This is a genomic window from Duganella sp. Root198D2 (assembly GCF_001428585.1).
In the GTDB taxonomy this organism is placed as follows: Bacteria; Pseudomonadota; Gammaproteobacteria; order Burkholderiales; family Burkholderiaceae_D; genus Rugamonas.
In genome coordinates, this window is record NZ_LMIC01000001.1 from 294,738 (window position 1) to 308,153 (window position 13,416).

Annotated in this window: 11 protein-coding genes; all 11 read left to right on the forward strand. The window is 63.2% G+C overall.

The window, feature by feature from the left end:
* Positions 1–30 precede the first annotated feature (30 nt).
* Positions 31–876, forward strand: a complete 846-nt coding sequence (locus ASE26_RS01395) for a protein phosphatase CheZ (RefSeq protein ID WP_057245476.1) — start codon at positions 31–33, stop codon at positions 874–876.
* The gene (locus tag ASE26_RS01400) at positions 876–2,744 is read left to right on the forward strand and encodes a chemotaxis protein CheA (RefSeq protein WP_055931181.1); all 1,869 of its coding nucleotides are present in this window, start codon (positions 876–878) and stop codon (positions 2,742–2,744) included. Before ASE26_RS01395 ends, ASE26_RS01400 begins: the two co-directional genes overlap by 1 nt.
* Positions 2,745–2,967: 223 nt before the next feature.
* Positions 2,968–4,371, forward strand: coding sequence for a 3-isopropylmalate dehydratase large subunit (leuC, locus tag ASE26_RS01405; protein ID WP_057245559.1), 1,404 nt, complete (start codon positions 2,968–2,970; stop codon positions 4,369–4,371).
* Positions 4,372–4,393: 22 nt separating this feature from the next.
* Positions 4,394–4,513 carry an entericidin A/B family lipoprotein gene (locus tag ASE26_RS29630; RefSeq protein WP_082507346.1) on the forward strand — a complete coding sequence of 40 codons (120 nt, stop codon included), beginning with the start codon at positions 4,394–4,396 and terminating at the stop codon, positions 4,511–4,513.
* Between the two features lie 57 nt (positions 4,514–4,570).
* A complete protein-coding gene (leuD, locus tag ASE26_RS01410) occupies positions 4,571–5,218 on the forward strand; it encodes a 3-isopropylmalate dehydratase small subunit (protein WP_055931184.1) in 648 nt (215 codons plus the stop codon).
* 14 nt (positions 5,219–5,232) lie between these two features.
* A complete protein-coding gene (leuB, locus tag ASE26_RS01415; RefSeq protein WP_057245477.1) occupies positions 5,233–6,300 on the forward strand; it encodes a 3-isopropylmalate dehydrogenase in 1,068 nt (355 codons plus the stop codon).
* 26 nt (positions 6,301–6,326) lie between these two features.
* Entirely contained in the window at positions 6,327–7,454 is a 1,128-nt protein-coding gene (gene asd / locus ASE26_RS01420) for an aspartate-semialdehyde dehydrogenase (RefSeq protein WP_082591272.1), read from the forward strand.
* A 249-nt stretch (positions 7,455–7,703) separates the two neighbouring features.
* On the forward strand, positions 7,704–10,619 hold the full coding sequence (locus ASE26_RS01425) for a FimV/HubP family polar landmark protein (protein ID WP_082591273.1): 2,916 nt from the start codon (positions 7,704–7,706) through the stop codon (positions 10,617–10,619).
* 58 nt (positions 10,620–10,677) lie between these two features.
* Positions 10,678–11,481 (forward strand): tRNA pseudouridine(38-40) synthase TruA, encoded by an 804-nt coding sequence (truA, locus tag ASE26_RS01430; RefSeq protein WP_055931197.1) that lies wholly within the window; start codon positions 10,678–10,680, stop codon positions 11,479–11,481.
* A gap of 11 nt (positions 11,482–11,492) precedes the next feature.
* Positions 11,493–12,185 (forward strand): phosphoribosylanthranilate isomerase, encoded by a 693-nt coding sequence (locus tag ASE26_RS01435; RefSeq protein ID WP_055931199.1) that lies wholly within the window; start codon positions 11,493–11,495, stop codon positions 12,183–12,185.
* Positions 12,169–13,410, forward strand: a complete 1,242-nt coding sequence (trpB, locus tag ASE26_RS01440) for a tryptophan synthase subunit beta (RefSeq protein ID WP_057245480.1) — start codon at positions 12,169–12,171, stop codon at positions 13,408–13,410. Before ASE26_RS01435 ends, trpB begins: the two co-directional genes overlap by 17 nt.
* Positions 13,411–13,416 lie beyond the last annotated feature (6 nt).

Genomic DNA, 13,416 nt, shown 5'->3' on the forward strand with positions numbered 1-13,416 from the left:
AACTTTGAAAATTATGGAGAAGCAGGAATTATGACCGACGCCGCTGATGATTTCGATGCATTATTTGAAGAAGTATCTGCGCAACGGGCGAATGCGCCTGCACCGGCTCCAGCTGCTGCTCCGGCGGCTGCGGCATCCGATTCGGGCGATTCGGATGACCTGGAAAGCCTGTTTGAATCCGTAGCCGCCTCGGGCAAAGCGCCGGCACCGGCCGCAGCGCTGGCGCCGGCACCAGCGCCTGCCGCAGCGGGCGAAGCGCCGGCAGAAGGCGGCGAGCATGCGGAAGGCATGTTCGAGCGCCTGGGCGGCATCGTGCGCCTGCTGCACGATTCGCTGCGCGAACTCGGTTACGACAAGGCCCTGACCGAAGCGTCGACCCAGATCGTGGACGCGCAAGACCGCCTCGAATACGTCGCTTCGCTGACCGAGCAGGCTGCCAACAAGGTGCTGAATACCCTGGACGACGGCATGCCGGCACAGGAGGTGCTGTCCAGGCAAGCCAAGGATATGGAAGAGCGCTGGGCGGACCTGTTTGCGGGCAAGCTGAGCATTGAGGACTTCAAGGCGCTGGCGGGCGATTCGCGCGCCTTTGCCACCAAGGTAGCGCAAGCAACGGAGGCGGAAAAAGCCCGCCTGCTGGAAATCATGATGGCCCAGGACTTCCAGGACATCACCGGCCAGCTGATCAAGAAGGTCGTTGCCATTACCAAGAAGGTCGAAACCGAATTGGCGCAGCTGTTGAAAGACAATGCGCCGGCTGAGGTGCGCGAGAAGATTGCGCAGAAAGAGGTGTCGCTGATGTCGGGTCCATCCGTTCCATCGGAAGCCCTGAATCAGGACAGCGTCGATGACCTGCTTGCCGACCTGGGGTTCTAATGGATGATATGCTCAAGGAGTTCGTTGTCGAGGCCATGGACCTGGCCGTCAACGTCGAAGAGCACCTGTTGCGCCTCGAACGTGACCCCGACAACAAGGAAACGCTGAACGCGGTTTTCCGTTCCTTCCACACCATCAAGGGTGGCGCCGGCTTCATGAACCTGGGCGCCATGGTCTCGGCATGCCATTTGACCGAGAACCTGTTTGATGCCCTGCGCACTGGCGCCGCGCCCGTTACCCCGCTGTCGATTGAAGCGGCGCTGCAGGCCTCGGGCTTCGTGGCCGACCAGCTGTCCGAACTGAATAACGGTACCGCGCCCGACGCGCTGGCGCCGATGCCGGCCGACCTGGAAGCGATCCTGAAGGAAGCCATCGAAGGCAAGAAGACTTCCAGCAAGCCGGCGGCCAAGCCTGCGCCCGCCGCTCCAGCGCCGGCTGCGGCGCCGGTCGCCGCAGCGCCACCTGCTGCCGGCGCCGCGCCATCGGCCGACGGCCTGGACTGGGAAGGCATGTACGAAGCGGTAGTGCCGCCTGGTACTTACGTGCGTCCCGCGGTGGATGCGCGCGCCGAAGGCGTGGCTGCGGCTCATGCTGCCGCCGAAGGTACTCCGGCGGCGGTGCATGCACCGGCCGCCGAGGCGAAAGAGCGCCCGGCCGCGGAAGCCAAGCCGGTCTCCGCACCGGCCAAGGAAGAATCGATCCGTATCGATGCCGTCAAGCTGGACGCGCTGCTGGAAGTGGCCGGTGAATCCGTGCAGGCTGCCAACCAGGCCGCGGTACTGCTGGAGCGCCTGCAGCAATTCAAGTTCGAAGGCCAGGCAGCGACGCTGATGTCGGCCCTGACCGAAACCCTGGAACGTGCTTCGCGCTATTCCACCGAACTGCAGCGCGCCACCCTGGCGACCCGCATGCAGCCGGTCGGCCGCCTGTTCCAGAAATTCCCGCGCCTGGTGCGCGAACTGGCGAAAGACCTGGGCAAGGAAGTCGAGCTGACCATCGAAGGCGCGGAAACCGAAGTTGACCGCGTGGTGGTGGACAGCCTGTACGACCCGCTGGTGCACATGCTGCGCAATGCGCTGGACCATGGCGTGGAAGGGCCGGAGGCCCGCATGGCCATCGGCAAGCCGCCTAAAGCCTATATTTCCCTGAAGGCGTGGCAGGAAGCCAACTCGGTCATGATCGTGCTGCAGGACGACGGCAAGGGCATGGACCCGGCAGCGCTGAAGCGCAAGGCCGGCGAGAAAGGCCTGATTTCGCCAAGCGCCAACCTGACCGACGACGAGTGCTACCAGCTGGTATTCCTGCCGGGCTTCTCGACCAAGGAAGTGGCATCCTCGGTCTCCGGCCGCGGCGTCGGCATGGACGTGGTGAAGACCGCAGTGGAAAAGAACCGCGGCGCAATCCATATCGAATCGGCACTGGGCAAGGGCACCAAGTTCGCCATCCGCCTGCCGATCGAGCTGTCGATCGTGCCGACCATGCTGGTCTCCACCTCGGGTGCGCTGCTGGCGCTGCCGATGGCGGTGGTCGAGCGCGTGGTCGAACTGCCGGAAACCTTCATGGAAGTGGGCGGCGCGCCGGTCCTGAAAGACCAGGGTCGTCCGCTGCCGGTACGTTCGCTGGCCGATGCGCTGGGCTACGAGCCATGCTCGGAACGCGTGGGCATCGTGGTGAACTCGCCGCAGCCTTACATCCTGGCCGTGTCGGCCGTGGATGGCACCGCCGACCTGGTCATCAAACCGATGACCGCCTTGTCGGTGGACGGCATTACCGGCACCGCACGTTCCGCCGAGGGCGACCTGGTCCTAGTAGTTGGCCTATCGTTCCTGATGGACGGCTGCAGGGGAAGTGTAAGGATGGCGGCGTAAAGCCTCCTCCAAAAAATACAGAAAACACCAGCCTGCAGCCTCCCACAAAGGGGCTGCAGGCTTTTTTACGCCCCAACGACGAAAAAGGACCTTTTCTGGTATGGTCGTTGGGGATGGCGCCATACGCCAAAAACTACGCGAAATTGCTCACGAGGCGGAAAACAGCTGGGTTTTGCATTGCACAAAATATGGCATAATCAAACGGATCACCTTATCAGGCAGCATCATGAAAACGCTTTACGACAAACTCTGGGAATCCCACGTAGTACGCACTGAGGAAGATGGCACGGCCCTGCTGTACATCGACCGCCACCTGGTACACGAAGTCACCAGCCCGCAGGCATTCGACGGCCTGCGCAGCGCCGGGCGCCAGCCATGGCGCCTGTCGGCCAACCTGGCGGTGGCCGACCATAACGTTCCGACCACGGACCGTTCGCACGGCATCGAGGATCCCACCTCGCGCCTGCAGGTGGAAACCCTGGACAAGAACACCAAGTCGGTCGGCATGACCTACTTCCATATGAACGACAAGCGCCAGGGCATCGTGCACGTGATCGGCCCGGAGCAGGGCGCGACCCTGCCGGGCATGACCGTGGTGTGCGGCGACTCGCATACTTCGACCCACGGCGCATTCGGCGCGCTGGCGCACGGCATCGGCACGTCCGAAGTGGAGCACGTGCTGGCGACGCAGACCCTGCTGGCAAAGAAATCCAAGGCCATGCTGGTGCAGGTGGACGGCGTGCTGCCGGCCGGGGTGACCGCCAAGGACATCGTGCTGGCCGTGATCGGCAGGATCGGCACCGCGGGCGGCACCGGCTACGCGATCGAATTCGCCGGCTCGGCGATCCGTTCGCTGTCGATGGAGGGCCGCATGACGGTCTGTAATATGGCGATCGAAGCGGGCGCGCGCGCCGGCATGGTCGCGGTGGACGACACTACCATCAACTACGTCAAGGGCCGTCCGTATTCGCCGGCAGGCCCGCAGTGGGAGCAGGCGGTGGCGTACTGGCGCACCCTGCATTCCGACCCGGGCGCCAAATTCGACTTCGTCGTCACGCTGGACGCGGCGCAGATCCAGCCGCAGGTGACCTGGGGCACTTCGCCAGAGCAGGTGACCTCGATCGACGGCCGCGTGCCCGATCCGGACCAGGAGAAAGACCCGGTCAAGCGCGACGCCATGGAAAAAGCCCTGGTGTACATGAACCTGACGCCGAATACCCGCATCGAAGACATCCGCATCGACAAGGTCTTTATCGGCTCCTGCACCAACTCGCGCATCGAAGACTTGCGCGCCGCCGCCGCCGTGGTGCGCGGCAAGCAGCGCGCTTCGAACGTGAAGCTGGCAATGGTGGTGCCGGGCTCCGGCCTGGTGAAGGAGCAGGCCGAGCGCGAGGGGCTGGACGCGATCTTCAAGGCCGCCGGCTTTGAATGGCGCGAGCCGGGCTGTTCGATGTGCCTGGCCATGAACGCCGACCGGCTCGATCCGGGCGAGCGCTGCGCTTCCACCTCCAATCGTAATTTCGAAGGTCGCCAAGGCCAGGGCGGGCGTACCCACCTGGTATCGCCTGCCATGGCGGCGGCAGCCGGTATCGCCGGCCATTTCGTGGATGTCCGATCCATCCGCTAACAACAACCAGCAAGAGTCCAAAATGAAAAAACTATTCGCTATCGCTATCTCCGCCATCATCCTGACCGGCTGCAACACCGTTGCCGGCATCGGCAAGGATGTGCAAAGGGCCGGGCAGGTTGTAGAAAGCGCCGGCAAATAAAAGCTGGACGGCAGCCGATGCCCCGCGCATTGCCTGCCGTCGCCAACGCAGAGAATCATGGAAAAATTTACCGTCTATGAAGGTTTGGTAGCACCCCTTGACCGCGCCAACGTCGATACCGACGCGATCATCCCGAAGCAATTCCTGAAGTCGATCCATCGCACCGGCTTTGGTCCCAACCTGTTCGACGAGTGGCGCTATCTTGACCACGGCGAACCGGGCGTGGACAACAGCAAGCGTCCGCTCAACCCGGACTTCGTGCTGAACCAGCAACGCTACCAGGGAGCTTCGATTCTCCTGGCTCGCAAGAATTTCGGCTGCGGCTCGTCGCGCGAACACGCGCCATGGGCGCTCGACCAATACGGCTTCCGCGCCATCCTCGCGCCGAGTTTTGCAGACATCTTCTTCAACAACTGCTTCAAGAACGGCCTGCTGCCGGTCGTCCTTGGCGAAGCGCAGATCGATCATCTGTTCAATGAAGTCAAGGCCTTCCCGGGTTACCGCCTGGTGGTGGACCTTGAGCAGCAGCGCGTCAGCACCAGCGACGGTTCCGTCTCCTACCCATTCGAGATCGACGCCTTCCGCAAATACTGCCTGATGCATGGTCTCGACGACATCGGCCTGACCCTGCGCCATGCCGACGAGATCCACGCGTTCGAAGAACGCCGCCTGGCAAGCCAGCCCTGGCTGGCCAACGTCATTTAACAGATAAGATCAACATGAAAATCGCAATCCTGCCGGGCGATGGCATCGGCCCGGAAATCGTCAGCCAGGCCGTCAAGGTCCTGCATGCGCTCGACGAAAAATTTGAGATGGAAACTGCGCCGGTCGGCGGCGCCGGCTACGAGGCCAAGGGCCACCCGCTACCGGAAGAAACCCTGGCGCTGGCCAAGGCGGCCGACGCCGTGCTGTTCGGCGCCGTGGGCGACTGGAAGTACGACACGCTGGACCGTCCGCTGCGCCCGGAGCAGGCCATCCTCGGCCTGCGCAAGAACCTGGGCCTGTTCGGCAACCTGCGCCCGGCCATCCTGTACCCTGAGCTGGCCGGCGCTTCCACGCTGAAGCCGGAAGTGGTGTCGGGGCTGGACATCCTGATCGTGCGCGAGCTGACCGGCGACATCTATTTCGGCCAGCCGCGCGGCCTGCGCGAATGCCCGGATGGTCCGTTCAAGGGCCAGCGCGAAGGCTTCGACACCATGCGCTATGCGGAAGGCGAAATCCGCCGCATCGCCCACGTGGCGTTCCAGGCGGCGCAAAAGCGCGGCAAGCGCCTGACTTCCGTCGACAAGGCCAATGTGCTGGAGACTTTCCAGTTCTGGAAAGACATCGTCACCGACGTGCACAAGGAATATCCGGACGTGGCGCTGGACCATATGTACGTCGACAACGCCGCCATGCAACTGGTGCGCGCGCCGAAGAAGTTCGACGTCATCGTCACCGGCAATATGTTCGGCGATATCCTGTCGGACGCCGCAGCCATGCTGACCGGCTCGATCGGCATGCTGCCTTCGGCTTCGCTGGATGCCAACAACAAGGGCCTGTACGAACCGTCGCACGGCTCGGCTCCCGATATCGCGGGCAAGGGCATTGCCAACCCGCTGGCCACGATCCTGTCGGCTGCCATGATGCTGCGTTATTCGCTGGGCCGCGCAGAGCAGGCTGACCGCATCGAAACCGCTGTCAAGAAGGTCCTGGCACAGGGCCTGCGCACGCCGGACATCTACGAAGCTGGGACCACCAAGGTGGGCACTTCGCAGATGGGCGATGCAGTGGTCGCAGCACTTTAAAGATTTCACATCCAAAGGAAAGCAAAATGAAACTCGTAGGTCTGGTTGGTTGGCGCGGTATGGTCGGTTCGGTCCTGATGCAGCGCATGCAGGAAGAGGGCGACTTCGCCCATATCGAGCCGGTGTTCTTCTCCACTTCGAACACCGGCGGCGCTGCGCCGAAGATGGCGAAGAACGAGACTACCCTGAAAGACGCCACCAACATCGACGAACTGAAACGCTGCGAGATCATCATCTCCTGCCAGGGCGGCGACTACACCACCGAGGTATTCGCGAAGCTGCGCGCAGCCGGCTGGAACGGCTACTGGATCGACGCCGCGTCGACCCTGCGCATGGACAAGGATGCCGTGATCGTGCTCGATCCGGTCAACCTGAACGTGATCAAGGACGCCATGGCCAAGGGCGTGAAGAACTTCATCGGCGGTAACTGCACCGTGTCCTGCATGCTGATGGGCCTGGGCGGCCTGTTCAAGCAGGACCTGGTGGAGTGGATGACTTCCATGACCTACCAGGCGGCATCGGGCGGCGGCGCGCAGCATATGCGCGAGCTGCTGACCCAGTACGGCACCATCAACGCCTCCGTCAAGCACCTGCTGGACAACCCGGCATCGGCCATTCTGGAAATCGACAAGCAGGTGCTGGCTACCCAGCACGGCCTGTCGCCGGAAGAAACCAGGCAGTTCGGCGTACCGCTGGGCGGCAACCTGATTCCGTGGATCGACAAGGACCTGGGCAACGGCCAGTCGAAGGAAGAGTGGAAGGGCGGTGCCGAGACCAACAAGATCCTGGGCCGCGGCGAAGGCTTCGCCGCTTCCGCCATCCCGGTCGACGGCCTGTGCGTGCGTATCGGCGCGATGCGCTGCCACAGCCAGGCGCTGACCATCAAGCTGCGCCAGGATGTGCCGCTGGACGAGATCAACGACATCATCGCCAAGGACAACCAGTGGGTGAAGTTGGTACCGAACACGCGCGAAGCGTCGGTCAAGGAACTGACCCCGGCCGCCGTCACCGGCAGCCTGGCGATCCCGGTCGGCCGCGTGCGCAAGATGTCGATGGGCGGCGACTACCTGTCGGCCTTCACTGTAGGCGACCAGCTGCTGTGGGGCGCTGCCGAGCCGCTGCGCCGCATGCTGCGCATCGTATTGGATAAATAATCTGTTATTAATCAGCTAATAACTACTGAATAATAAACAAGATAAGAAGTATTTTCTAAAAGCCGGATTTCAAAGGAAATTCCGGCTTTTTTCTTCGGGAGAAGAAATATTTTCGTCATGAACGAAACAGAATAGTTCCTTAACAGGGAGAATAGTGGGAGAATGCTTGCATGCTTTAAAGCATGATGTTATGTTGAGACCTCTGGAAAAGTAACTTTGTTTCCACGTTAACCATTTTCCGTCCTCACTATGCCTGTACAAAAACCTTCCAAGGTCGCTTCGTTCGCGTTGAAAACACTGACCGCTGCTATGCTCAGCGGTGCCGTGCTCGCACCTATTTCCGTCAACGCAGCAGGCCTTGGCAAGCTCACTGTGCTCTCCTCGCTGGGGCAGCCGCTGCGCGCCGAAATCGAATTGACGGCCGTCACCGCTGAAGAAGCGTCCGAACTGGTGGCCAAGCTGGCCTCGCCGGATGCCTTCCGCGCCGCCAATATCGACTTCAATTCGGCATTGCTCAGCCTGCGTTTCGAGGTCGAAGCCCGTGGCTCGCGCCAATTTATCCGTATTACTTCGTCCCAGCCAATCAACGAGCCTTTCGTTGACATGCTGCTGGAATTGACCTGGACCAATGGTCGCCTGGTACGCGAGTACACCTTCCTGCTGGACCCGGCCGACCTGCGTACCACCAACTCCGCACAGGTTGCGGCGTCGCGCAATACGCGTCCCGCTGCAACGTCGACTCCTGCTGCCGCCCCTGCGGCCGCAGCATCGGCGGCTGCACCTGGCACGGCACCGTCGGCGCCGGCTGCATCGTCGCGTGCACCGGCGGCGCCAGCTGCACCGCGCGCCGCCGCAGCAGCGCAAGAAGGCGCCGACAGCTATGCCGTCAAGAAGGGCGATACGCTGGGCAAGATCGCCGGCCGCCTGAAGCCAGCCGACGTGTCGCTGGACATGATGCTGGTGGCCCTGTACCGCGCCAATCCGGACGCGTTCAACGGCTCCAACATGAATCGCCTGAAGTCCGGCACCATCCTGTCCGTGCCGGACGCGGGCTCCGTCAAGGGGACCAGCCAGGGTGAAGCCCATGGCGTGGTGGTGGCCCATGCCGCCGACTTCAACGCCTACCGCTCCAAGCTGGCGGGCCAGGTTGCTGCGGCTACCCCGTCCAAGGAAGCGGAATCCCAGCAAAGCCAGACCGGCAAGATCACTGCCCAGGTCAAGGAACGCCCGACAGCCGTCAGCGAGTCGAAAGACCAGCTGAAACTGTCCAAGGCAGGCGAAGCTTCCAGCAAGCCGGGCAAGACCGGCGTGGTGGAAGACAAGATCGCCAAGGACCGCCAGATGGCCGACGCCAGCGCCCGTGTGAAGGAGCTGGAAAAGAACGTCAACAGCCTCGAGAAGTTGATGGAGGTGAAGAACAAGGCTGGCGCCAGCGCACAGGCGAAAGCCAGCGCGCCTGCTCCAGCGCCGGCGCCGGCTGCTGCGGCGCCTGCCGCCAGCCCGGTCGTCAAGCTGTCCGAGCCGGCCCCGGCGCCGGCGCCAGCGCCGGCCGCGGCGCCTGCCGCTGCCGCCCCGGTTGCCGCCGCGCCGGCGCCGGAAGCGGCTGCACCGGTGGAAGCTGCACCGGAAAAGCCAAGCAAGCCAAAGCGCACCGTCGTGACGCCGCCTGCGAAAGTCGAGCCGGGCCTGGTCGACATGATCATGGAAAACATCAAGCTGATCGGCGCTGGCGTTGCTGCGCTGCTCGGCCTGGCTGCGCTGATGGTGGTACGCCGCCGCAAGGCTGCCGAAGAGATGTCGATGATGAATACGGAAGCGGCCAGCGTGATGGGCGATCCGGGTACCACCGCGCATTCCCTGTTCGCCGAAACCGGCGGCCAGAGCGTGGACACCAGCAACAGCGTGTTCAACTCCAACTTCGCCCCTTCGGCCAGCCAGCTCGACACCAATGAAGTCGATCCGGTGGCGGAAGCCGATGTGTACATTGCTTACGGCCGCGATGCCCAGGCCGAGGAAATCCTGAAGGAAGCACTGCGCGTCCATCCGGAACGCCACCCGGTGCGCCTGAAGCTGCTGGAAATCTATGCCGGCCGCAAGGATGCACGTTCCTTCGAAACCCAGGCCAGCGAGCTGTATTCGATGACCAAGGGCCAGGGCGACGAGTGGGCGCAAGCCGCAGCGATGGGCGTCAGCATCGACGCTGACAATCCGCTGTACGTCAGTGCCGCACAAGCCAAAGCCGCCGGCGGCATGGTTGGTGCTGCAGCTGCCGCTGGCGCAGCCCCTTTCGTAGCCAGCGAGTCGAATGAGCTCAACGATTTCGCTGCGATGTTTGCCGAGCCCGCTGCTGCACCAGCCAATGCTGATGGCCTGGACCTGGACCTGAGCCAGGATGCCGCGCCAACTGCTGCTGCCAGCGTGATGGATTTCGACCTGGACCGCGACGCAGGCGCGCTGCCGTCCTTTGCTGAAGAAACCAGGCCAAGCCCGAAAGCTGCCGACAGCAATACCCTGGACTTCGACCTCGGCGGCCTGAGCTTTGACGAGCCGGCAGTTGCGGCTCCGGTGGTCGCTGAAGCGGCCCCGGCGCCGGTTCCTGCTGCGGAAGAAGTGCAGGACCTGTCCTTCGACCTGGGCCTGGATACCCCAGCCGCCAAGATTGAAACGGTGGAAGCGGCGCCGGTGCCTGACGCCATGTCCGATATCGGCATGGACTTCAACCTGGACCTGCCAAGCGAATCCAAGCCGGCAGCAGTCGCGGCCGACCCGCTGGCAGACCTGAGCAGCATGGACTTCTCGCTGCCTGGCGCGAGCGCGGCGGTTGCTGCGCCGGTTGAAGAAGCTCAGCTGTCGGCTGCCGATTTCGCGCTGGACTTGCCGCTTGAAGCGGCACCTGCGGCCGCTGCCGCTCCGGCAGCAGCCGACTTCGACCTGTCCGGCATCGACCTCGACCTCGGCGGCGCCGGCCAGGTGGCCGAAGCACCGAAGAACGAAGACGAGATGTCCGCCCTCCACATGGAGATGGACACCAAGCTGGACCTGGCAGTGGCTTACCAGGAAATCGGCGACAAGGAAGGCGCTCGCGAGCTGCTGGATGAAGTGATCCGCGGCGGCAGCGACGACCAGGTTGCACGCGCCAGCACCATGCGCTCGCAACTCGGCTAAACCCTGTTTCACCGTATAATGCCCGGTCACAGATCAATCTGACCGGGCATTTTTTATTTTGAAACGCATTGCATTAGGGCTTCAGTACAACGGCGCCGGCTGGCTTGGCTACCAGGTCCAGCCGCACGGCCAGACCGTGCAGAACAAGCTGGAGGAAGCCATCGAGCGCTTCGCCTGCGTCAAGCTGGGCACCACTTGCGCCGGCCGCACCGACGCCGGCGTGCACGCGCTGAACCAGGTGGTGCACTTCGACACCGGGCTCGATCGCGCCGAACACGCCTGGGTACGCGGCATCAATGCCTTCCTGCCAGAATCGATCGGCGTGCGCTGGGCGCGCTACCTGCCGCAGGCGCCGACGCCGGAGCAGGAATTCCATTCCCGTTTCAGCGCCCGTTCCCGCACCTACCATTACCTGCTGTACAACCAGCAGATACGCTCGCCGCTGCTGGCAGGCCGCGCCGGCTTTACGCACTGGAAGCTGGACGTGGAGCGCATGCGCGCAGCGGTCAAGCCGCTGATCGGCACCCACGACTTCACTGCCTTCCGCGCTGCCATGTGCCAGGCCAGGACGCCGGTCAAGGAGATGCAGATGATCGAGATCGAGCGCCACGGCGACATGATCCTGTTCACGCTGCGTGCCAACGCATTCCTGCACCATATGGTACGCAACCTGGTCGGCGCGCTGGTGTATGTGGGCCAGGGCCGCGAGAACACGGATTGGCTGGGCGAGCTGCTGGCAGGGAAGGACCGCACCAAGGCGGCGCCAACCTTCATGCCGGACGGGCTGTACCTGTCCAAAATCGAATACGACGCAAAATGGGGCTTGCCGCAAGAAGAGCCCAGCATCCTGCCAGCCTTCTGAGGAAACCTGCAATGCCACGCACCCGCATCAAGATCTGCGGCCTGACCCGCGAAGAAGACGTCCAGGCCGCCGTGGCTGCGGGCGCCGATGCGGTGGGTTTTGTATTCTACGAAAAGAGCCCGCGCTACGTGGCGCCGGCGCGGGCGGCCGAGCTGATTGCACTGCTGCCGCCGTTCGTAACGCCGGTCGGCCTGTTCGTGAACCACACGGCGCAGCAGGTGGCGGCAGCCGTGGCGGTGGCGCCAGTATCGCTGCTGCAATTCCATGGCGATGAAACGGCAGGGCAATGTGCCGAGGCGGCGCGCGCTGCCGGGCGTGCCTTCGTGCGGGTATTCCGCGTCAAACCCGACACAAGCGGCGCTGAGCTGCTAGAATATGAGCGACTTTGCCGCGCATCCAGTGGCTTGTTCTCGGGCCTCCTGCTCGACACCTTCGTGGATGCATATGGCGGCGCAGGAAAGGTTTTCGATTGGTCCCTAATCCCAAAAGATCTCGCGCATCGGGCCGTTTTGAGTGGTGGCTTGAGCGTGCAAAATGTGACTGGCGCAGTGGCCAGCGTTCGCCCTTACGCGGTTGACGTCTCAAGTGGCGTCGAGCGCGCCAAGGGCATCAAAGATGCTCGCCTGATCGCGGAGTTCATTCGCGGCGTGCGGGCAGCAGATGCCACTATTGAGAAAGACCTGCACCATGAAAACCCCGCTTGACGCGCCTCCAGCGCACCTGTTTCACGCCTCATCCTACCACCTGCCTGACGCCACCGGCCATTTCGGCCCCTACGGCGGCTCCTTCGTTGCCGAAACCCTGAGCTACGCGCTGGCCGAACTGCGCCAAGCCTATGAGCGCTACAGCAAGGACGAGCTGTTCCTCGAAGAATTCCGCTATGAGCTGAAGCATTTCGTCGGCCGTCCGTCGCCCGTGTACCACGCCAAGCGCTGGTCGGCGCAGATGGGCGGGGCGCAGATTTTCTTCAAGCGCGAAGACCTGAACCACACCGGCGCGCACAAGATCAATAACGTGATCGGCCAGGCCTTGCTGGCCAAGCGCATGGGCAAGCCGCGCATCATCGCCGAAACCGGCGCCGGGCAGCACGGTGTCGCCACCGCCACCATCTGCGCGCGCTTCGGCCTGGAGTGCGTGGTGTACATGGGCAGCGAGGACGTCAAGCGCCAGGCGCAGAACGTCTATCGCATGAAGCTGCTGGGTGCGACCGTGGTGCCGGTGGAGTCCGGCTCCAAGACCCTGAAGGATGCGCTGAACGAAGCGATGCGCGACTGGGTGACCAATATCGAGAACACCTTTTACATCATCGGCACTGTGGCGGGCCCGCACCCGTATCCGATGATGGTGCGCGACTTCCAGTCCGTGATCGGCGAGGAATGCCTGCAGCAGATGCCCGAGATGACCGGCCGCCAGCCTGACTACGTCGTGGCCTGCATCGGCGGCGGCTCGAATGCGATGGGCATTTTCTATCCCTACATCGACCAGGCTGGAACGGCGCTGGTGGGCGTGGAGGCGGCAGGCGAAGGGCTGGAGTCCGGCAAGCACGCTGCTTCGCTGACGGCCGGCTATCCGGGCGTGTTGCACGGCAATCGTACCTATTTGCTGCAGGACGAGGGCGGGCAGATTATCGAGACGCATTCGGTGTCGGCCGGCCTGGACTATCCGGGTGTCGGACCCGAGCACTCCTACCTGAAGGATTCGGGACGCGCGCAATACGTGTCGATCACCGACGACGAGGCGCTGCAGGCTTTCCATGATTGCTGCCATATCGAGGGCATCATTCCGGCGCTGGAGTCGTCGCATGCGCTGGCGTATGCGGCCAAGCTGGCGGCGACCCTGCCGAAGGACAAGATCATCCTGGCCAACCTGTCGGGCCGCGGCGACAAGGATATGCATACCGTTGCGCAGCGCGCCGGGTTGCAGTTCTAAAACCGG